The organism is Pedobacter sp. GR22-10, from assembly GCF_026239715.1.
GTDB lineage: Bacteria > Bacteroidota > Bacteroidia > Sphingobacteriales > Sphingobacteriaceae > Pedobacter.
This window is the reverse complement of sequence record NZ_JAPIVR010000002.1, coordinates 984,696-1,007,067: the sequence shown is the minus strand read 5'-3', so window position 1 is coordinate 1,007,067 and position 22,372 is coordinate 984,696. Positions and strand designations below refer to the sequence as shown.

17 protein-coding genes are annotated in these 22,372 nt (G+C 41.2%); 8 read left to right on the top strand and 9 right to left on the bottom strand.

What is annotated here, in order from left to right; genetic code table 11:
* Positions 1 to 17: 17 nt before the first annotated feature.
* Genes OQX64_RS11825 through OQX64_RS11815 form a run of 3 tightly spaced genes read right to left on the bottom strand, consistent with a single transcriptional unit; the run spans position 18 to position 2,476 of the window.
* Positions 18 to 1,307: a gluconate:H+ symporter gene (locus OQX64_RS11825; RefSeq protein WP_265818916.1), complete on the bottom strand. Its 1,290-nt coding sequence runs from the start codon at positions 1,305 to 1,307 to the stop codon at positions 18 to 20.
* Positions 1,308 to 1,333: 26 nt separating this feature from the next.
* Complete coding sequence (locus tag OQX64_RS11820; protein WP_088300207.1) at positions 1,334 to 1,516, bottom strand: hypothetical protein; 183 nt, start codon at positions 1,514 to 1,516, stop codon at positions 1,334 to 1,336.
* A 39-nt stretch (positions 1,517 to 1,555) separates the two neighbouring features.
* Entirely contained in the window at positions 1,556 to 2,476 is a 921-nt protein-coding gene (locus OQX64_RS11815) for a diacylglycerol/lipid kinase family protein (RefSeq protein WP_088300206.1), read from the bottom strand.
* 59 nt (positions 2,477 to 2,535) lie between these two features.
* Here OQX64_RS11815 and surE point away from each other — a divergent pair, with 59 nt between their 5' ends.
* Positions 2,536 to 3,264, top strand: a complete 729-nt coding sequence (gene surE, locus OQX64_RS11810; protein ID WP_088300204.1) for a 5'/3'-nucleotidase SurE — start codon at positions 2,536 to 2,538, stop codon at positions 3,262 to 3,264.
* Here the strand turns inward: surE and OQX64_RS11805 are convergent, their stop codons facing one another.
* The 3 genes from OQX64_RS11805 to OQX64_RS11795 all read right to left on the bottom strand — a co-directional run bounded on the left by OQX64_RS11805 (position 3,265) and on the right by OQX64_RS11795 (position 7,122).
* Complete coding sequence (locus tag OQX64_RS11805) at positions 3,265 to 3,804, bottom strand: lipocalin family protein (protein WP_088300383.1); 540 nt, start codon at positions 3,802 to 3,804, stop codon at positions 3,265 to 3,267. It abuts the gene before it with no gap.
* A 101-nt stretch (positions 3,805 to 3,905) separates the two neighbouring features.
* Complete coding sequence (locus OQX64_RS11800; protein ID WP_265818915.1) at positions 3,906 to 6,440, bottom strand: ABC transporter permease; 2,535 nt, start codon at positions 6,438 to 6,440, stop codon at positions 3,906 to 3,908.
* Complete coding sequence (locus tag OQX64_RS11795; RefSeq protein ID WP_265818914.1) at positions 6,430 to 7,122, bottom strand: ABC transporter ATP-binding protein; 693 nt, start codon at positions 7,120 to 7,122, stop codon at positions 6,430 to 6,432. Before OQX64_RS11795 ends, OQX64_RS11800 begins: the two co-directional genes overlap by 11 nt.
* Positions 7,123 to 7,211: 89 nt before the next feature.
* Between OQX64_RS11795 and OQX64_RS11790 the strand changes: the two genes are divergently transcribed.
* On the top strand, positions 7,212 to 7,907 hold the full coding sequence (locus OQX64_RS11790; RefSeq protein ID WP_253248969.1) for an arylesterase: 696 nt from the start codon (positions 7,212 to 7,214) through the stop codon (positions 7,905 to 7,907).
* A gap of 134 nt (positions 7,908 to 8,041) precedes the next feature.
* Positions 8,042 to 8,335 (top strand): hypothetical protein, encoded by a 294-nt coding sequence (locus OQX64_RS11785; protein ID WP_088300200.1) that lies wholly within the window; start codon positions 8,042 to 8,044, stop codon positions 8,333 to 8,335.
* A gap of 70 nt (positions 8,336 to 8,405) precedes the next feature.
* Here the strand turns inward: OQX64_RS11785 and OQX64_RS11780 are convergent, their stop codons facing one another.
* On the bottom strand, positions 8,406 to 9,377 hold the full coding sequence (locus OQX64_RS11780) for a helix-turn-helix transcriptional regulator (RefSeq protein WP_265818913.1): 972 nt from the start codon (positions 9,375 to 9,377) through the stop codon (positions 8,406 to 8,408).
* Positions 9,378 to 9,473: 96 nt separating this feature from the next.
* Between OQX64_RS11780 and OQX64_RS11775 the strand changes: the two genes are divergently transcribed.
* The 5 genes from OQX64_RS11775 to OQX64_RS11755 all read left to right on the top strand — a co-directional run bounded on the left by OQX64_RS11775 (position 9,474) and on the right by OQX64_RS11755 (position 18,368).
* Positions 9,474 to 12,500, top strand: a complete 3,027-nt coding sequence (locus OQX64_RS11775; protein WP_265818912.1) for a SusC/RagA family TonB-linked outer membrane protein — start codon at positions 9,474 to 9,476, stop codon at positions 12,498 to 12,500.
* A gap of 13 nt (positions 12,501 to 12,513) precedes the next feature.
* The gene (locus OQX64_RS11770; protein ID WP_265818911.1) at positions 12,514 to 14,028 is read left to right on the top strand and encodes a SusD/RagB family nutrient-binding outer membrane lipoprotein; all 1,515 of its coding nucleotides are present in this window, start codon (positions 12,514 to 12,516) and stop codon (positions 14,026 to 14,028) included.
* 175 nt (positions 14,029 to 14,203) lie between these two features.
* Positions 14,204 to 15,676: an ankyrin repeat domain-containing protein gene (locus OQX64_RS11765; RefSeq protein ID WP_265818910.1), complete on the top strand. Its 1,473-nt coding sequence runs from the start codon at positions 14,204 to 14,206 to the stop codon at positions 15,674 to 15,676.
* A 4-nt stretch (positions 15,677 to 15,680) separates the two neighbouring features.
* Entirely contained in the window at positions 15,681 to 16,166 is a 486-nt protein-coding gene (locus tag OQX64_RS11760; RefSeq protein ID WP_265818909.1) for a DUF2271 domain-containing protein, read from the top strand.
* 12 nt (positions 16,167 to 16,178) lie between these two features.
* The gene (locus tag OQX64_RS11755) at positions 16,179 to 18,368 is read left to right on the top strand and encodes a PepSY domain-containing protein (protein WP_265818908.1); all 2,190 of its coding nucleotides are present in this window, start codon (positions 16,179 to 16,181) and stop codon (positions 18,366 to 18,368) included.
* Positions 18,369 to 18,484: 116 nt separating this feature from the next.
* Here the strand turns inward: OQX64_RS11755 and OQX64_RS11750 are convergent, their stop codons facing one another.
* A complete protein-coding gene (locus OQX64_RS11750; RefSeq protein ID WP_265818907.1) occupies positions 18,485 to 19,426 on the bottom strand; it encodes an FAD:protein FMN transferase in 942 nt (313 codons plus the stop codon).
* 188 nt (positions 19,427 to 19,614) lie between these two features.
* A complete protein-coding gene (locus OQX64_RS11745; RefSeq protein ID WP_265818906.1) occupies positions 19,615 to 22,116 on the bottom strand; it encodes a TonB-dependent receptor in 2,502 nt (833 codons plus the stop codon).
* Positions 22,117 to 22,372 lie beyond the last annotated feature (256 nt).

The following is a 22,372-nucleotide window of genomic DNA, read 5'->3' as shown; positions in this document are numbered from 1 at the left end:
GAAATGGTGTGTATGTTTTATAAAAACTGATTTAAAAGAAGTACCCCAACTAATCCGAGTACGGAAACGATACTTTCCATCATGGTCCAGGTTCCAAATGTTTCTTTAAGGCTGAGGTTAAAATACTCTTTAAACATCCAGAAACCGGTATCATTAACATGAGAAAGCATCAGGCTACCTGCCCCTACAGATAACACCATTAATTCGGGAGGGGCATGTTGACCGATCAGGGGTAGCACCATCCCGGAGGCGGTTACGGCTGCAACAGTGGCGGAGCCAAGGGTTATGCGCAGTGAGGCCGTAATTAACCAGGCCAGTAACAACGGAGAAAGATTTAAATTACCCGTTAATTGTTTGACGGTTTCGCCCACGCCGCTGTCAATTAAAATTTGTTTAAAAGCCCCACCGGCAGCAATGATCAATATAATCATGGCAATGCTTTTTACCCCTTCTGTACAGGATTCCATAGCTTTTTCAATGCTGTTGTTTTGGAGTAGGAGTGTCAGGATCACCGAGATCAGTAAGGCTGCTGTAGGATCGGCAAGAAAAATAAATATCGATTTGCCCGGGTACACTGTATTCAGGCCACTTCCGATGGTTCCGGCAATGATCAGAAATACTGGCAGCAATGCCACCATAAAACTCTTTGCCGTGCCAGGTAAGCCTTCACCTTCTTCCAGTACAAAATCCTTTATGAGGGCAGGCTGAATCTTCTTCATGATTAACCTCGGGAAATAAATTCCTGCAATGACAGCAATGGGCAGGCTCAGCACCAGTCCATATATGAGTGTCTGGCCAATATCTGCATGGAAAATACCTGCAAGAGCAACAGGTCCGGGATGGGGAGGTAAGAAACCATGGGTTACTGAAAGTGCGGTAGCCATAGGCAGGCCGATATATAGTTTGGATAGTCCTGTAGCTGCAGAAATGGCAAACACCAGCGGAATCAAAACCACAAAGCCTGCATTATAAAACAGGGGAATGCCAACCAACAAACCTGTGAGCAAAACAGCCCACTGGATGTGCTGCTTTCCGAAAGCCTTGATTAAAATAAAAACGATTTTCCGTGCTGCCCCGCTATCTTCAATCAGTTTTCCCATCATGGCACCAAAGGCAAGTACCATGACCATACTACCTAAAGTGCTGCCAATTCCGTTGCTCACCGCACCAATTACCTTCGAAACCGGCATTCCGAGTAATAATCCGGTTGCAATGGCCACTGCCATGAGCGCAATCATGGGGTTGATCTTTTTAAGGATCATCAGAAAGAGCAGTAAAATGCCGGTAAGTAAAATCAACAATGACATAGGGCAATCAGGGTTTGAAAGGCAATTTACCTTTTTATCTTGATTGTTCTTCCGGTTACGAGATGAAATTCGTAAATTCTATATAAACCATCATCATTCACTTCAATACTTTCTACCAGGCCGGTTTTACTAAAGGTATCAGTTACCATGTCGCCAATTTTAACCTCTTGAAGTACATCATTAGGTGTTTCACTATTTAATCTGATCATTCATCAAAAGTAAGGATATCAGGTATCTTTTAAAGCTATTTATGCCAGTGTCTCTTTATTTACAATGACTTCGAGCAGACTATGCAGTATGGATATGGTTAATGTGTAGCTTTCTTCTTCTTTAATGGTATCGTCAATGTGCATATCCGTACCTTCCCAGCTGATGCTGATATTTTTAGCGGGAATGGAGGCAATTGGGAACGGAATGTTCTTTCCTTTTGCGATATCGGTAATATAATTTTCCATTGCCATCCGGTTTTCTTCCCCAACAATAACCACATCAAAAAAACCGTCTCCGGGATCAGCTTTTTCACTTAGTTTCAAATTAGGACCGAGGCGTGAAATGTTCATAATTTCTACCATAATACAATGCTTTTCGATCTTTTCTCCGTCAATGCTGATCTGGCATTTTCTGGCCGGATAGGCCCTGGTGATCTCAAGCAATTTGTTCAGCGCCAGCTCAAATTCTTCTTCGGCGGTTTCAATATTTTTAGTATCAGTATCTTCCAGGGTTTGAATAAGCTGCGGGAAAAGTCCAAATCCAAGTGATTCTATAAAATAGGCAGCCTTTTTTAAACCGAGTGCCTGGCCCACATCAAAATTTCTGAGCTTATAATCATCCCATGTGGATACATTTTGACCTACATCTTCACTGATGCCAAGCGAGGTGGCAATGTTGTTTGCTGTGCCAAATGGCAACAGTGCTATGGGGCGTTTAAACTTCAGTTTTTTGCTCAACAGGCCCATAATGGTTTTCCGGATGGTACCATCGCCGCCGGCGATGGCAATAAATTTGGTTTCGGGTTCAATGTTTTTTAAAGCCGACTTCTTTTTGGAAGATACATAATCACATTCATAACCGTGAGTATCCATCATTTTAACGATTTCTTTTTTTGAATACTTTCCTTCTCCGGCCCCTGGGTTATGGATCAGTCTCACCAGTTTATCTGCATTTTTCATATTGTTATGAACAATAACAGGCCGTTTCGGTTTTAATTCTATACCTAATTTTGAAAGATATGAATATTCTGATTACGAACGACGATGGTATTTACAGCCCCGGAATTGCAGCATTATCCAAAATGGCCTTACAATTTGGGACAGTCAGGATTGTAGCGCCGGATGTGGAACAATCTTCCATGGGCCATGCCATTACCCATTCCAGACCACTATCCATTAAATCATCTCCCATCACTTTTGAAAATATAGATGCACACCGGGTGAACGGAACGCCGGCAGATTGTGTGGCTTTAGGCCTGCACATGTATCCTGATACAGATGTGGTACTCTCTGGAATAAATATGGGACCGAATCTGGGCAATTCCATGTGGCATTCAGGAACGCTGGCAGCAGCAAAGCAGGCGGTATTACTGGGCGTAAAAGGTGTGGCATTGAGTACACCTGTTGGAAAAACAGAACCTGATTTTGAAGCGCTTGATGCTTATGTGGCGGAGGTATTAAATACGGTATTTAAAGATGATGAACTGGGCCTGTACAATGTGAATTTTCCACCCTTACCCAAAGGGATAAAATGGACACGTCAATCGGTAAGGCTTTATGACGGACATGTGGTGCCGGGAACAGATCCCATGGAGCGAAAGCATTACTGGATTACCGTATCTGCTTTGGAACCTGCGGAAGAAGATACAGACCGCTGGGCAGTAGAAAATGATTATGTATCCATCACACCATTGCGCCTGGATTTAACCGATGAGGTTGAACTTGAAAAAAGAAAGCACGATCAGTAATTATTGATCGTGCTTTGTCCACACAAGTTCTGCTGTTTTATAACCAATATCTTTTGCTTTTTTCAGATAAGCCGCTTTAATTTCTTCCGGTATGGTTGGCTTTCTTGATAAAATCCACAGGTAATCTAAACTGTTTCCAGCCACAAGGGCATATTGATAATCTGCATCAATTTCAATAACGTTATAGCCTGCGTAAAACGGCCCGAAGAAAGAAACTTTAAGTCTGGCCTCATTTTCATCATTCACAAACTTGGCTTTGCCAATGCTTTGCTTCCATTCTTTTTTTACATCGTTATAACCACGGTTATCTACTTTAATTGCCCCGTCTTCCAAAGTATAGGTGGCAGTAACATTGTTTAAATCTTTTTCAAATTTAAAATCCATCCGGGCTATTTCATACCATTTACCCAGGTATTTATCTTTTTTAAAAGGTTTTATGGCTTTTGCACCTTTGGGTATTGATACCCCGCAACCGGCATAACTTACCACGATTATGCCTAAGGTAGCCAGGAGAAGGATGTTTCTAAGCTTATTGTTCATGCTATAATTCAATTTGCTTAAAAACATCCCCGCTTTCAAAATGTTTCCGGTGGGTGAATATTTAACATGGGATTTTTATTAATGTAATCATCCCTCCGGAATTAACTTCCAGACCGTAATATTTTAAGTGGCGGTTGGTTTAAAATGCTTCTTGTACTGAGTATGCCTGTAACCACAACCAGCAGGATGACCGAAGCAAAAAGTAATAATGTGGCCGGGAAAGGTGGAACAAATGCCGCATCAAAAGTGAATTTTGCCATCGCCCAGCTTCCCCCGATGGCCAGGATTAATCCGGCGCCGGCAGCAAAGGCTCCCAGAAAAAAGTACTCTATGGCATTAATGGCCAGGATTTGTTTTTTGCTGGCGCCCATCGTTCGCAGTAAAATGCTTTCCCTTGTTCTTTGGTTTTTGCTGGTCAGCACGGCAGAAATCAATACTATCCAGCCGGTAACCATGCTGAAACCTGCCATAAATTGAATCACAAAGCCAATTTTTCCCAGCAACTCATCCAGCAGTTTTAGTACCAGATCTAAATCAATTACAGACACATTGGGGAAATGCTGAACCACTTCGCCCTGAAATTTAGCAGATAGCTCATTCGTGGGTACGCGTGTCATCAATACATGAAACTGTGGTGCCCGCTCCAGCACCCCGGCCGGGAAGACTACCCTGAAATTGGTCTGCATCCTGCTCCAGTTCACTTCCCGGAGACTTCCAACTACAGTGGGGATCATCATGCCCTGTACGTTAAAAACGATTTTATCATTCAGGCCAACATGAATTTGACTGGCATAACGCTGATCAAGTGAAATATAAATGGTTTCATCGGGCTTTACCTTACCGATCCATTTGCCGGCTACAATCTGCTCTGCTGCAGTGAGGCTATCCTGGTAAGTGGCCCGGATTTCGTTGCGGTATGCACGGCGGTTACTGGTGTCTGCGCTGGAAGTTTTTCCGTTAATTTCTTCTATCCGCATCGTGATCACGGGAACCTGGTTCATCAATGGCAGGTTAAAAGACTTCGTCAGGCTATCCAAGCCTTTTTTTTGCGTATTCTGAATATCAAACATCACCAGGTTAGGCTGATTACTGCCTGAAGAAAGTGTGACCCTGCTCATCAGGATACCCTGAATAAAAAATAAAGTACAGATAAATGCAGTGGAAAGGCCAATGGAAACCGTCAGCATCAGGGTTTGGTTGTTTGGGCGATAGAGATTTGCGAAACCCTGCCGCCACAAATAACTGATGGAATTGGGCAAGAGCTTTCTGACCATGAACATCAAAACCCTGGAAAGCAAAATTAAGAGTAGAAAGGCAATACCAATGCTTAGCGTAAATACCAGTGTCTGTATCCAGTTTTTCATTTGCAGGTGGGTAAAGCCAACTACAAATGCTGTCATTAACAGGTAAACCAGCCATATAAATGGGTCTTGTTTTTGACTTGTCCGCTCAAATGAAATCCGGATGGCATTTAAAGGCGAAATTTTTCTCACCGACAATAGTGAGGGAAGGGCAAAAAGGATAGAAATGATCAGTCCTAGTAAAATGCCCTGTGCTACAGCTGCCCATGAAACCCGCATGGTTATTTCTACAGGTAAAAAATCTTTGAGCACTACAGGCAGCAGAAACTGTATGCCCGTACCAATAACTGCTCCGAGCACAGCGGCAACCAGGCCAATAAAAAATATCTGAATGAGGTAAATGAAAAAAGCATGCCGGGCCTTTAAGCCCAAACAGCGTAAAGTGGCGATGGCACTGAGCTTTTCCTGAATGTAAACATGAATGGCACTCCCCACACCCACACAACCCAAAAGCAAGGCAATAAAACCAGATAAAGCCAGGAAGCGGTTTACATCTTTAAATGATCTTCCGGTTTGTTCCTTGCGTGATTCAACCGTGTCAGCGTCGAAACCTTCACTTTCAAGTTTAGATTCATTTTTCTTCACCCATTCATCCACACCTGATGGATCATTATACTTGTAATAAAATTTATTGTTGATCCTGCTTCCGGTTTTAATGAGATTGGTTTTGGCCAAAAACTGCATGGGAATATAAACGGTAGGTGCTACCGTAGCTGCTATTCCGGTTTGTCCGGGGGCCTTCACCAGCGTCCCTAGTATTTTGAAACTGATGTCGCCCACCTTAAGCGAATCGCCCACTTTGGCTCCGAATTGCAGCATAAGGGTCTGGTCTACTAAGGCATCCTGACCGGATTGAAAGTTTTCAGCAGCTTCTAAGGGAATGGTTTCGAGGGTGCCGTAATAAGGATAATCACCTTTCAGGGCCTTCATCTGCACCAATCTGCTACCGCCACCTTTCTTAAAATAAATCATGGAGGCAAAAGTCTTTTCCTGCGAACGTTCGTTTCCGAGGGTATCAAGCATCTTTTGCATGGCCTTGGTTACACCCTTTCGGCTATCCAAAACCAGATCGGCACCGGTAAGCTCCTTTGCCTGTGCATCAATATCGTGCTGTAAATTATCTTTAAAGGAATATACTGCTACCAGGGCTGCAATGCCCAGTACAATGGAAGAGATAAATAAGAGTAAGCGCGAGCGGTTCTTGCGGCTATCGCGCCAGGCCATTTTAAACAGCCATGAAAATTTAATGCGCTGCCTGGGGATCTTATTCTGCATAACTATGGTTTTCATCAGAAATGATGGTTCCGCCTTTAATTTTAATGGTTCTGCCGGTTCGGGCAGCAAGTTCAAGATCATGGGTAACGATCACCAAGGTAGTACCGGCATCCTGGTTCAGATCAAACAGCAGTTTAATCACTTTTTCGCTGGTTTCTGCATCCAGATTTCCGGTAGGCTCGTCGGCGAAAAGAATGGCTGGCTGGTTGGAAAAAGCCCTTGCCAGCGAAACCCTTTGCTGTTCACCTCCTGACAATTGAACCGGATAATGATGAGACCGGTCTGCCAGTCCAACCCTGTCAAGCAAATCGAGTGCCTGGGCCCTGATGTTTTTGGCACCCCGTAATTCGAGCGGCACCATGACGTTTTCTAAAGCGGTCAGGGTAGGCAGGAGCTGAAAATTCTGAAAGATGAAACCTACATATTGATTTCTCACTGCAGCACGCTCATCTTCATTCAGTTTTTCGAATGCGATGCCATTGAGTTCAACGGTGCCACTGCTTGCGCGGTCAAGGCCGGCGCACAAACCGAGTAAAGTGGTTTTTCCACTCCCTGATGGACCGGTGATGGCTACAGTGGAGCCGCTTTCGATCGCAAAATTGATCTGATTCAACACCTTCAGCTCACGTCCGGCACTTTGATAAATTTTATTAACGTTTCTGATATTTAAAATACTTTCCAATCGATTCTTTTTAGAGGTGTATACGGATATTGACCAAACATAACTGAGACTGATCTGTTATTGGTTTTTGATTAGATATTTAATTGCATATGATGTTACGAAAACGCTTGACAGGCCTATTTGTTTTGGCTTTGCTATTTGCAGCCTGCGGGAACAAACAAAATAAAGAAAACCAGGATCAGCAGTCGGATACTGTCCGTCAAACCTCAAAAGTTAATGATCAGAAGCTTAAGAATATTCTTTTTTTCGGTACGAGCCTAACGGCAGGTTATGGGCTTGACCCCACGGAAGCTTATCCGGCGCTGATTCAAAACCGGATTGATTCATTAAAAATGCCTTATAAAGTGATTAATGGCGGGCTTAGCGGTGAAACCTCAGCTGCAGGAAAAAGCAGGATTTCATGGCTATTGAAACAGCCCATTGATGTATTTGTGCTAGAACTGGGCGCCAATGATGGCTTGCGCGGATTGCCGGTTGCCCAAACTACTAAAAATCTTCAAAGCATTATAGACAGTGTCAGACTAAAATATCCTGAAGTGAAAATGGTAATGGCTGGTATGCAGGTACCCCCAAATATGGGTGCTCAATATGCGGAAGATTTTAAGAACATATTCCCCAGCCTGGCCAGGAAAAATAACATGGCTCTGGTGCCTTTTCTTTTAGATAAGGTAGGAGGGGTGCCAAAACTGAATCAGGAAGATGGTATTCACCCTACTGCTGAAGGGGATAAAATTCTCGCCGAAAATGTTTGGGCGGTATTAAAAGATGTGCTGGTGGCCAAATAATATCCGGCACTGCAGTACAAAAAATTGTCATATTAACAGAATGGAAGAGATAAGCCTGCGTTATGTATACTCTCTGTTACAATTATTCGTTTTTAGAATTTATTGGTAAATTTAGTTATCAGAATCTTAAGCGTATGGAAGATCTAAGAAACGATACAAAAATTAATGCATTTTTAAACAGGATAAAATCTGAATGGCCGGGAGTGGTAGAACGTTTTGAATTTAAAACTGCTTCTGTCATTTATGTACATTTAAAAGAGGGCATTTCCAGTGGAGAATTTTTAAGTAAACTCGCTAAAAAAGTAGAGAGACTGGTCGATTTCAGCAATCCGATTATTCTTTATCACATTGAGAGCGATGGCATGAAACTGAGGTCGCATCCCATTAACTGGTATTCTTCTTTAAGACCCTCTTCATCGGTTGATTAATTTAAAAATGGTGCTTGTACATTGCTGTTTAATTTCATACAGATATTAAGCTGAACATCTTATACTTGCTTCAGGAAGCTGGTATCATGGTCATTTCTTCAAGCATCATCAAAATATCTGCTGTTAAAAGCAGAAGGTATATCTTTGCTGATTTTAATTTTTTTGGCAGAAAGCCATAATATTTAAAGAAATTAACGCTAAAATTCGAAGAATTTTTATAGCCCAGATCTGCTGCAACCTGGCTAACCGGCATCCTTTCTTTGGTGAGCATCAGTTTTGCCAGTTGCATTTTATGCGCATTCAGGAAAGCAAAAACAGTTTGTCCGAAAACCTGTTTAAAATATTTTTTCAGGTAGTTCTCATTGGTTCCTGCCTGTCGGGCAAGGCTGGTTAAAGAAACAGGGGCCTTCAGGTCATGAATTAAAATATCCCGCGCCAGCTGGATTGCATCAAGCATATGTGCCGGAACATCAAATGTTTCCATATTACCCTGTACCACTTTAATCTGATGTTGAATGTGACAAAGCAATTCGATAGTTTTGGCTTCCAGGTAAGTTGTTTTGAGTGGATCAGCATAGTCGCAGTTGAACATATTACCCAAAATATTAATAATTTCAACATCCATGGCCATCTGCCTGTTTAAAGCGATAGCTTCCTGAAAAGATTTGAATTTTTTACAGTTTAAACGGATGAAATAAATATCATCCTGATGTTCCAGGTAATTGATAAAAAAACGATAACTGCCCGCCGTTCCTTCATTCAGTATTAAATACTGATTGGGAAGCAACAGCACCTTATGGTGTAAACCATCGATTTTAATGGTGGCCGAATGACTAAAAATAAGATAAAATTCCTCCGGAACGATGCTTAATCTATGCAGGTAAAAGCCACCGGCATTTATCTTCACCCTGCGTAAAAGAGCTCCGTCAATATTCAGTTCTGAACTTTTCGATTTCTGACTCATTTTATACACCGGAAAGGGCTGGCAAATCAGGTTATGATTATTTCCTTTTCTGGTTATAAAATTTCCCTTATCTGGCATTTTGAGGTCGAGGTTAATGATACTTTTGCCAAAGTTACTATTTATTAAGACTATTTATAAATAACAAACTGCAAAATCATTAACTCATTAATTTATATGAAAAAAAGTTTACTTATTTTTTTCTGTGCAATGATGTTCTCCTGGCATTTAAAAGCACAAAAAATCACCATAACCGGAAAGGTTACCGATACGGAGCAGCGACCTCTGGTTGGCGCAAGCATTTTTGTGGCAGGTCGGAACGAAAGTATTTATACCGATCAACTGGGCGGATTTGCCATCCAGGCAAATAGCGGCGATCAGCTATCCGTTGCTTATGTGGGTTTCAAAAGGCAAATCATTATTTTAAGTGGTTCAACGGGGATGTTGCACATTACATTGGAAAGCGAAGAAAACCAGCTGGCAGACCTGGTGGTGACGGGCGCACTGGGCATTAAAAGATCTGCAAGAGAACTTGGAACCAGTACGCAAACCATAAAGGATGATTACCTGAATCAAGGTAAAACCATTAACCCGTTAAACGGATTAACAAGTAAGGTTTCGGGTTTAAGGGTAAACATGTTTGATAGTAAGGTAGATCCGCAGATTCAGATCGTGATGCGTGGATCAAGATCATTAAACCGGACCAAAAACGAGCCTATTTATGTACTGGATGGTGTTCCTGTGCCTAGTATTGGCCGGATCAATCCAAATGATATTGAAGAAATTACGGTACTGAAAGGCGCGAATGCTGCAGCTTTATATGGTTCAGAAGGTGTAAACGGAGCCATTATGATCAGCACCAGGCAAGGTGCAAAAGGCCGTGGCAGGGTTACCTTTTCTAATACAACCACTTTTTCAAAAGTGATGATGTTGCCGCCTGCTCAGCAAGCCTTTGGTCAGGGCGTAAATGGTGTTTACGTACCTACGCAATATGAAAGCTGGGGTCCGGCTTTTGATGGAACCATGAAAAATTTTGGTCCTGCTTTACCGAATGGGACACAGCCGCAGGCCTTGTATGCCGCCCCAGATCAGGATAAGCGGCTTGAACTTTTTGATACCGGACTAAACATGCAGAATGATGTCTCTTTTTCGGGCGGAGATGATAAGTCGACTTATTTTTTATCGGTTCAGGATGTGAAAATTAAAGGAATTATTCCGGAAGATGAAAGCAGGAGAACAGGTGCCAGGTTTAACGGAACAAGAAAATTCGGCAAGTTAAATACTTCCTACAACGTAAATTATGTGCTTTTTAATAAAAATACCACACCTGACGGACCATGGATTACCGCTTACCAGTTACCTGCCAATTTTGATTTCACTTCCATGAGGAACTGGCAGGACAGGGGATCAAATGCCAATCCGGCAAACTTTTTCACCGATCAGCAGAAAAATCCCTACTTCCAGATCGACAACTATCGTGATGATACCAAACAGCAAACCCTTAATGGAAAAGTAGAATTGGATTACCAGTTTACGCCATGGTTTAAAGCACTCTATCGTTTCGGTTATTATGCTACGGTTGCCGAAACGAGAAGTACTGTAGGGAAATTTGAAGGTAGCGGACAGCGAAATGTAAATGGATCTGTTAACGATGGTTCAGACAATTTCAGGAAGATGAACAATGATTTAATCCTCAGTTTTAATAAGGATTTTGGAAAGTTCACCACCCGTTTATTAATTGGTCAGAATTTAAGAAGCGATTACACCAAAGCCCAAACACTAAGTTCGGCAAACCTGTTGTTCCCCGATTTATTCAATCAGGGAAGTGCCCTCGGACAAGTGTCCGGAAGAAGTACAATTACCCAATTCCGTTCTTTGGCAAGCTATGGAGAATTTACTGCAGGTTACCATAACTATTTGTTCCTTACTTTAACCGGAAGAAACGATTGGGTTTCAACCCTGAGCAAAGAAAACCGGTCTTATTTTTACCCTGGATTAAGTACCTCATTTGTTTTCTCGGAGGCCATAACACCTTTGAAAAACAGCAAAACACTTTCATTTGGTAAAATATATGCATCATATAATAAAACAGGTAATAATACCCTCAATCCATATTCACTCAACAACCCTTACAGCCAGGCCAACGGTTTTCCATTTGGTAACCTGGTTGGTTTCCTGCCGGGAGCAACTTTCCCTAACCCGGATATTGAGCCTGAATTTGTGACCTCTTACGAGGCAGGTATTCAGTTGGGTTTGTTCAATAACCGTTTGAATTTTGAAGGCGCTTATGTTTTCTCGGATTCGAAAGGACAGATTTTTAATGCCACCACATCCCGTGCAACGGGTTATGCCAGTGCAAGGGTAAATGCAGGCCGGTTAACCAATAGTGTAATCGAGCTCAATTTAAATGGAGACATCATCCGCAATGCCAATTTCAAATGGAACTTAGGCTTCAACTATACCTATATCAATAACCAGGTGAAGGAACTTTTTGAAGGCCTGGAATCATTTAATATTTTCCGCCAGTCTTATGCCAATATCGGCCAGGCTTACCCCAGTTTGCAGGTGAGCGATTATAAAAGGGATCCAAATGGAAATGTGGTGATTAATCCAACCAATGGCAATCCGGTGGTGGCAACCGATGCCGTACATTTAGGGACGATGGTTCCGCCGCACCAAATGGGGTTAAATACCATGGTCACTTACAGGAACATCAGCCTGGGGGCACAGTTTGACTGGAGAATGGGGGGCTGGTTGTATTCTGAAATTGTACCCCGGATGTATACCGCTGGAACGCATCCTGCAACAATAGAATTTAACCGTCAGCCATTTATTTATCCAAACTCAGTGATCGAAACATCTCCAGGTGTATTTGCGCCCAATACTACTGTATTGTCAAAAGGTGATAAGGCATTCTGGCAGGCACAGGGTGCGGTACAAAGCAATACGGCCGCAAAATCTGATTTTTTCAAAATGCGTGAGCTGAACATCAGCTATAATTTTCCTGCAAAACTACTGGCTAAGCAAAATGTAATTAAAGAAGCCAGGCTGAGTTTTATAGCCAATAACCTCTTTCTGATCAGACACCAGGATAATACCTATGGAGATCCGGAATATTTATACAATGATACTGATGGTTATATCAGTTTCAGGCAGGTGCCTCCATACAGAACATTTGGTTTCAATATTAACGTGGTATTTTAAAGATTTTAATAAAATGAAAAGACATTTAAGTTTATATCTGTTCACAGGGTTGATCATGGTGGTTTTTAGTGCCTGTGAAAAATTTCTGGATGTGAATAACGATCCAAATAATCCGGTTAATCAGAATCTCCCTTTAAGTGCGAAACTACCCGCTGCCCTTTTGAGTACAGTAAATCAGGAAGCCATTCAGCTCAATCAGCTTGGTGCTTTCTGGGGTGGCTACTGGGGAACCAATAGTGAAGGTATTAACCAGTATTTCAAGGAGAAAAGTTATGATGGTCCATCCATCAGGCACCAGCGGGATGGGATTCCCATTTGGGAAAATGGTTTCCAGAATTTGCTTTATTACCAGTTAATTAAAGAACAGGGGCAGCAGGAAGGTGCAGGCTACTATTCCGGCATTGCTAAAATGATGCAAGGATGGCATTTTTTAAGGTTGGTTGATATTTACAACAATATCCCTTTTGATGATGCCTTGCAGGGTACCAGATTTCCGACCCCGCGTTATGAAAGTGGCCAGGCGGTTTATCAGAAATCCATTAACCTCATTACTGAAGGGATAAATGAAATTAAAGGAGCAGCTGCTGATGCGAGCATTGCCCGTGCAGATATCATCTTCAATGGATCAAAACCTTTATGGGCGAAATTTGGCAATACCATTAAACTCAGGGCACTGATCCGCCAGAGTGAAAAAAATAATCAGGCTTACATTACGGCAGAAATTCAGAAAATCCAGGCGGAAGGAAGCGGTTACCTGGAACTGAACCAGCATGTGACACTTAAACCCGGATATGAAAATACGGCAGGAAAGATTAATCCTTTTTGGGAAACGTATTACCGCAATGTTCAGGGGGCTACTACGGCTGCTTACGATAACTTAAGGCCTACTACATTCTTAATTGATCAGTATAAACAACGGAATGATCCAAGAATGGCCAAAATTTATCAGGCCATTGCCGGAGATTATAAGGGAGTGCTTTTCGGAAATCCGAATGCTGCGGCAGAATATAACCGGGCATTCACTTCAGCCCTCCGCGGACCGCAGGAAAATGCAAATGCTGCTGCGGGTTTACTGAAAAGTGCCTTACAGCCATTGGTTTTAATGGGTGCTTACGAAAGTCTTTTCTTACAAGCCGAAGCGGCACAAAGAGGATGGATTGCCGGGAGTGCAAAAAACTTTTATGAGCAGGGCATTCAAGCATCTTTCGCTTACAATGAAGTTCCGGCGTCGGCTTTCACGGCCTATAATGCACAAACTGCGGTTAATTTTGATCAGGCAGCCAATAAAATCAGTGCCATCATTACACAAAAATGGTTGTCGATGAATGGCACAAACGGCATTGAAGCCTGGAGTGATTATAGAAGACTGGGTTTGCCGGCCATACCTAATTCGTTACAAGCGCCTTCAGCAGATGCCAGACCCCTTCGTTTGATGTACCCGGAATCGGAAAGACAAACCAATAACGCAGAAGCCTCCAAACAGGGCGGCGATCAGGTTACTATTGATAAAGTTTGGTGGGATAACTAATGTTAATTTCAAGCCGCAGACACATAAGCTGCGGCTTTTCTGTAACAGAAAATTTATCTGTAATTAATTTAAATAAATTCAATACAATCCATTATTTAGAACGATTCTTGTTAACTTAGCCGGAATTCTTGTGGTTCGTCCGGAGAATTGAAATCAAAAACTATTCAGCTTCAAAATGAAAAAAATCTTCTTTGCGGTTCTTGCCATGGCTGCTCTTGGGGCACAGGCTCAAAAAAATACCTTTCTGGAGCAATCCTTCTGGAAAGGAAATACAGACCTGGCCACCATTAAATCAGAAATTGAGAAGGGAAATAGTCCTTCGCAGTTAAATCAAATGTCTTTTGATGCCACCGTTTATGCCATTAACAATGGAGCACCAGAGGAATCTATTTTATACCTGCTGGCTCAAAAAGGGAACGATGTCAATAAATTAACCCACGACAGCAGAACCTATTTGTTCTGGGCTGCATCAAAAGGAAATATCCCGGTGATGGAATACCTTTTGAAAAATGGTGCAAAGGTGGATCTTCAGGATAGTCATGGTTTTACACCATTAACATTCGCGGCAGTTGGTGGCCAGGCCAATACTAAAGTTTATGACTTATTACTTTCAAAAGGTGCTGATCTCAAAAAAGACCTGAATCATGACGGTGCAAATGCACTTTTAATTGCCATTTCAAATGATAAGAATTTTTCCCTGACGGATTATTTTGTATCGAAAGGCTTAAGCCTGAATAGTGTGGATGCGAACGGAAATACTGCTTTTAATTACGTAGCCAGAAGCGGAAACATAGAACTGATGAATAAGCTCATCGCAAAAGGGGTAAAATACAATGATCATGCGTTCATCATGGCGGCTCAGGGCGGTCGCGGATCTTCCAATGGTTTAGCTGTGTTTCAATACCTGGAAGGATTAAAATTGAAACCAACGGTTACCGGAAGTAATGGTGAAAATGCACTATTTTATATTGTCCGCAAACCTAAACAGGAAGAAGTGATCAATTATTTTCTCTCAAAAGGAGTAGATATAAATCAGGCTGATAAAGACGGAAATACAGCATTTATTAATGCTGCCGGTTTTACGAGAGACCTGGCCACACTTGAATTGCTTTCGGCAAAGGTAAAAAACATCAATCAAACAAATGCCAAAGGCGTATCGGCACTGGCCATGGCGGTTCGCAGCAACTCCGGTGAGGTAGTGAAATTCCTGCTTGACAAAGGAGCAGATATGAACATAGCCGATAAAGAGGGTAATAACCTGGCTTATTATCTTTTCCAATCTTACGGTACAAGGAGTATGGACGATTTCAACGCCAAGTTGGAGGTGTTAACCGATAAAGGTTTCAATGTGGCTGCAATCCAGCCAAACGGAAATTCTTTATATCACCTGGCTGTGGCTAAAAATGACCTGGCATTGGCTAAGCTTGTGGCTGGTTATCAGGTTGATGTGAATCTTAAAAATAAAGAAGGTTACACGGCATTGCATAAAGCGGCGATGACCGCAAAGGATACAGAACTGATGCACTATTTAATTTCAGCAGGTGCTAAAAAAGATGTGGCTACAGATTTTAAGGAAACACCTTATGATTTGGCATCAGAAAATGAATTTTTAACTAAAAACAAAGTATCAATCGACTTTTTAAAATAATCAAATGAATAACTTTTTTAAACTGTGCCTGGCATTAACATTAATTTGTTCCGTTCCTGCAGTCAGTGTTGCCCAAAAAACTACAAAGTATAAATGTATGGTGCAAATGACCAATTATGTTGGCGAAGGCGCTTACATCGCGGTGTCTTTAATAGATGCGAAAGGGGCCTATGAAAAAACACTTTATGTGATGGGATCTGATAAAAAATGGTATCCCGACCTTAAAGAGTGGCACAAAGCATACAAGAAAAAACCAACCAATATCAGTGCCATAACCGGTGCTTCGGTTACGGGCGGCGATCGCAGCGTTACGGTTCTGGATATTGAAACCGATAAAATAAACAAAGGTTACAAGCTGCGTTTTGAAACCGCTGTTGAAGATAATAAATACTATTTAAAAGATATTGAAATTCCGTTAACCACCGAAGGTTTGGCCGCTAAAACTGAAGGCACAGGTTACATCAGGTATGTACGCCTAAGTGCAAACTAAACAGCTTTATTAATGACAATTTCCATATGGAGATACAGCCATTTAGCCCTGGCGGTATCTTCTTTTCTTTTTATAACCCTTGCTTCCGTTACCGGGATCATCCTGTCTTTTAAGCCTGTTGCGGAAAAAAATCAACCTTACCGGTCAGAAAAATTCGGTCAGCTTACCGTTGCTGAACTCATTCCACGTCTTCAAAAGTCGTATACTGATATTGGCGATGTTACCATAGATGCCAATCAGTTCGTGAAGATAAACGGAACTGACTTCGCAGCTAATTCCGGGAATTTTTATGTGGATCCGGCAACAGGAAAATCATTGGGGAAGGTAGAAAAGGAAAATGTATTTTTTCAGTGGGTAACCACCTTACACCGTTCCTTGTTTTTACATGAAACCGGTCGGATTTTTATCGGGCTAACGGCTTTTTTCTTGTTCTTAATTGCCACTTCAGGTACAATCCTGATCATCAAACGCCAGCGAAGCATTAAAAAATTCTTCGGAAAAATTGTCAAAGATAGTTTTGCAGCATATTATCATGTGGTGCTGGGCAGACTGATGCTGATTCCGGTTATTATCATTTCCTTAAGTGGTACATTTTTGTCGCTGCAAAGATTTGGGCTCGTTAAAACACAAAAGATTACGCATAAGATTGATTTTGATGCACTTCAAACGGAGCCGAAAAAAAAAGTGGCGGATTTCGAAGTATTCAGAAATATTCCACTGACTAAAGTTCAATCCATTGAATTTCCTTTCTCTGAGGATGTAGAAGATTATTTTACACTGAAACTGGATAATAAAGAAATTACTGTAAACCAGATAACCGGCGATATCCTGACGGAACAAGCCTATTCAAAAGCTACACTTTTCAATAACCTTAGTCTGGATTTACATACCGGTAGAGGAAGTGCCCTCTGGGCAATGGTTTTGGCTATTGCTTCGGTAAATATCCTTTTTTTTATTTATTCAGGCTTTGTGATCTGGTGGAAACGCAGTTCAGGCAGGATTAAAAATAAGTTTCGATCAGATCAGGCAGAATTTATCCTATTGGTTGGATCAGAAAACGGAACCACCTTCCGCTTTGCCAGTGCGATACATCAGGAACTGTTAAAGAATGGTAAAACATCGTTTATGGCTGAGCTAAACGATTATCAGGTTTTTGCCAAGGCCAGGCAATTGCTGGTTTTTACGGCGACATATGGTCAGGGTGAATCGCCTGTAAACGCTAAAAAGTTCAGTGCATTATTAGAAAAATATCCACAAAGCAATTCCGTTGATTTTTCTGTAATTGCTTTTGGTTCTCATGCTTATCCTGATTTCTGCAAGTTTGGTTACGAAGTGAATAACGCATTATCGCATCAGAAGTGGGCCAGGCCATTACTTGATATTCATACCATTAATGACCGATCTCCGGATGATTTTACCAGATGGGCGAATTTATGGGCGCAACATGCGGATATAACGCTGTCTCTCTTGTCGAAATTGCTGGATACGAAACGTCTAAAAACGCAGCCTTTTGAAGTGGTAAAGAAAACCATTTCCACTCATGCCGAAACCTCATTTATTATTCGCTTGCGCCCGAAGCGCAGAAAAAGATTTACTTCAGGAGATTTGCTTGCCATTTATCCGGCCGGTGATCATCGCGAAAGGCAATATTCAATTGGCAAAATTGGAAGAGAAATTCAGTTAAGTGTTAAACTGCATGAGGGTGGTTTGGGTTCAGGTTATTTACATCAGCTTAAAACCGGCCAAACCATAAATGCCCTCATTGTTAAAAATAAGCACTTCCACTTTCCTGAAAAAGCCTGTACTGTAATTATGGTATCAAACGGTACTGGTATTGCCCCGTTTCTGGGCATGTTAAGCCAGCATGGCGAGGGCAGAAATGTTCATCTTTATTGCGGTTTTAAGAATAAGGAATCCTTTTCGCTCTATGAAAATACCTTGCAAAATGAACTTTCCAAACTGGCCAAATTAAATGTGGCTTATTCCAGAGAAGGAAACAAACAATATGTTAAAGATTTACTGGCTGAAGATGCTGCTTTTGTTGGTGAAGCACTCAATGATGGTGGGGTATTGATGCTGTGCGGTTCACTGGGTATGCAAAAGGATGTGATCGACTGGCTGGAAGATGCATGTCAGCAATCATCAAATCAAAGTGTCAGTTTTTACCAGTCGAGGGGACAGATTTTAATGGATTGCTATTAAGCAGATTCGCTTTGTTCATGGATTATAAAGAAGTTATTTTTCAGGATGCAGTTTTCCTGATTTGATCAATAGAATATCCTAAAAATATTATCAATGCGGGGAATAAATTGAAGATGTTATAAGCCTTTTTTCCATTGTTTAATTGTTTTCTGGCTCAAATTATCAGAATGATACACCTGGCCATCATCACTAAAAATGATGCAGCTAAATTTTGGAAACTGACTGATGAACTTTAAACCTGCATCCTTTCCCAAAACCATAATAGATGTACTGAAACCGTTTGCCAGTTCTGCATCTGGCCCAAATACCGTTACACTGGTTAAACCTGTTGCCGGGTAACCCGTAACCGGATTGATAATATGGGCATATCTTTTTCCATTAAAGACTACAAATTTTTCATAGCTTCCGGAAGTTACCACGGCACCGTTTTTAATGGGAACTATAGCATATAAACTATCTTTGTAAAAAGGATTGGTAATTCCGATGGTCCAATAATGCCCTTTAGGATGTCTTCCCCAGGTACTCATGTCTCCTGAGCCATTAACAATACCGGCTTTGATGCCTTTACGGAGCATCATATTGCGAGACCGGTCGGCTGCATAACCTTCCCCCAGGGCACCAAAACCAATTTTCATTCCTTTTAATTTCAGGAAGATGGTGGAATTGACGCTATCCAGAATAATGTTTTTGTAACCTACTTTTTCTACTGATTTTTTAATGGCTTCGGCAGTAGGCATCTCTTTCATGGAACCATCAAACTTCCAGATTCTATCCATGGCTGCAAAACTAATGTCAAAAGCACCTCCGGTAATTTCAGACAGGTTCAATGCCCTTTTGGTTAAATCAAAAACTTCTTTATCTACCTTAATGGGTTTAATACCCGCATGGCTGTTTACCTGTGAGATTTGTGAGCTGGGTTTCCAGTCGGATATCAGGTATTCAATTCTGCTGATTTCCTGAATCACCGTATCAATATTGTCCGAAGCAGTTTGTGCATCTTTTGCAACGATAGTAATTTCAAATTTACTTCCCATTAAAAGGGTCGTTCTCTTTTTCATTGTCTGTCCGAAGACAGCACAATTTAACAACAGGAGGAAGGTAGCCAGCTTAATTTGTAAAAGGTGTTTCATTTGGTGGTTGATCGTCAAATTTAAGAAAGCAATTCCGGAAACCAGTAATCCAAGCCATAAAAAGGCCTCAAAGTATTTTACACACTTTGAGGCCTTCGGCATGACTGATTTATCGGTTAAAATTTATAAGATAATGTGGTCATGAACTGACGTGGCGGAATAGGATTCACACTGTAGTTTTCATGAACGAAATAATTTAGCTCGTTGGTTATATTGGCAATTTTTGCCAGCAATGAAAGTTTTTTCCAGTTGTAGCCCGCAGAGAAATCGAATGTGGTAAAGGCGCTTAATGGAATGAGCCTGCTGTAAGCCTGAATTTTAGAATCATTGTACCCACCGTTTCTTGCTCCTGTGTAATAAGCTGAAGCACCCAGTTTTAATCCTTTCACACGGCCATCCTGAAAGGTATAAAATAAGGTGCCATTTGCAGTATTTTTCGTAGAGCCTACTAAACGCTGACCTTCAATAATGCCACCTAATGTAACCGTTCTGGTGGCGTTAGGCTGTGCTGTAGTAGGTTCAGGAACGGTATAAACTGTTTTGTCTCGTGTTTGCGTATAGCGAATATAATTGTAACTGTAGCCTGCAATAAAGTTTAAGCCTTTTACAATTGTACCGGTAATATCAAGTTCCAGACCATCACTTAATGTTTTTCCATTAAGTTCTTTAATGTTGGTGTCACCATTAGGTGCGCCTTTTGCATTTAGAAGTGCCTGCTGGGCAAATTTATCATTTGAAATTCTGTAAGCAGTTAAATTAACAGAAAGTTTGCCCTGGAAAAGGTCGTTTTTAACACCGGCTTCATATTGATCAACGGTAGAAGGATCAAGAGGTGCTAGATTAACATCTGTGCCCGTATTCTGAATGAAGTTGCTGGCATAACTGGCATAAATTGAGGTTGTTTTTAAGGGCTGATAAATCAATCCAAATTTTGGTGTGAAAGCACTTTCTACTTTCGACCTGTCTAAACTGTTTACGCTGAGCGTTTGCACACCGGTGGCCAGATTGGTCGCCACGGTTCTCGGTGTTTTCTGAAAGGTATAACGTACTCCGGCAAGCACTTTAAACTGATCAGTGATGGAAACTAAATCTTGTACAAAAGCACCCATACGATACAATGGTGCAAAGGTCTGGGTAATCATGTTTGCGGTTGGCTCAATTCCCGATCCGAAATAAGTGGCTGGATCCAGTAGGTTAACATTTCCATAATTGAATGTAGTGAGGTTATTATTAAAATTGAAGCCACCGCTTGTGGTACGCGATTGATCTGCATCTGCACCAACTAACAAGGTATGGGTAATACTTCCGGTTTGAAAGAAGCCATTCAGGTTAATCTGCTCATTGTAAGTAAATTCTTTTGTTTTAGAACGGGTAACATTGCGGGCCGCGAAACCATATGGAAGAGGGTTAGTTGCCACCTTGGTATCGGCAAATGGTCGCTCAGCACTGAAGTAATTGCGGTTGTAAGACTGGAAATTAGCCAAAACATTTAATTTCCAGCTATCATTAAATTTATGATTGAGGTTTAATTGTGAGGTTGCGGTGTTTGTTTTGTTATAAGCCCAGGGTGCATTTACGAATGCACCGCGACCAATATCAACAATCTGATTTTCAACAGTGCCAATCCCGAAATCAGGAGTCATGTCACTTTTTAAATAATCCCCCTGAAGCAAAAGATCTGTTTGATCACTTATTTTGTAAAGCAAGGAAGGATTTACATAGATCCGGTTTGATTTTACAGAATTTCTGAAACTTGCTGCAACTTCATAAGTACCGATTAAACGGAATGCTACTTTTTTAGAGATTGGTCCGTAAATATCTGCCATGGGTTTATACATGTCGTAACTTCCGGCGCGCATAGATACTTCTCCACCATACTCAAATTTAGGTTTTTTAGTAACCATGTTTACCACTGCGCCTCCTGTTACGCCGCCATAAAGTAAGGCTGCACTTCCTTTTAAAATTTCTACTGATTCTAAGGTACTGGTTTCAGGCATGCCTCCGCTATTGGCACGTGATCCGTTTTTAAACACATTGTTGGTACCTAAGCTATAACCTCGGGCGAAAAATGTTTCACCACTTACTGATCCACGGTTTTCACCAAAAGCCACACCGTTAACATTTTTTAGTACATCGCTTAAGCGATTGGCCTGTTGATCAGTAATGACCTGGTTGCCAATAATCTGTACTGATTGTGGAAGATCCATCGGGGCGATGGCAATTTTGCCGAGGTTCACCGGTTTTTTATTAGGTGTTTTATAACCTGTGATGGCTACTTCATCCAATTGGGAAGACGATTCCGCGATGGATAATAAAACTTCTGCATTTTCGCCAGCTACAACCAAAACATTTTTCTCCTGTACCGAAACACCAATTGCTGAAATCTTTAATACATAGTTTCCAGGTGAAACATTTTTTAAAGTGAAGTTTCCTTTTTCATCACTTTGTGTTGTTTTAGCCGTGTTTTTCAAGCCAACACTTACAAATGGAGCAGGGTTACCATCGCTGGTTTTAATGGAACCGGATACTGATCCGTTTCTGGATTGTGCATAAGTGATGCCCGTGAGAAAAATAGAAAGCAGGATTATGTTAAAAAAATAGGTAAAGGTTTTCTTCATTTTATTTAGATTAATTCTTAGTTGTCGCAAAAGAAAGAAATTAAAACGGGATTAGAAACTTATTTTTAATTATTCTAAATAATAATATCTGTTTGAATATTTTGCTGCTTTAGAAATCAGATTTGTTCTGCCCATGAGCTAATGACTTTAAGCATAAATCAGAATAGAGATGGTGTAAGTTTTTGATATATAGGGATTAATACAAATAGTTTGACAAATGAAAAACGGTGTGTTTAATGATTAAGAATACCTATCT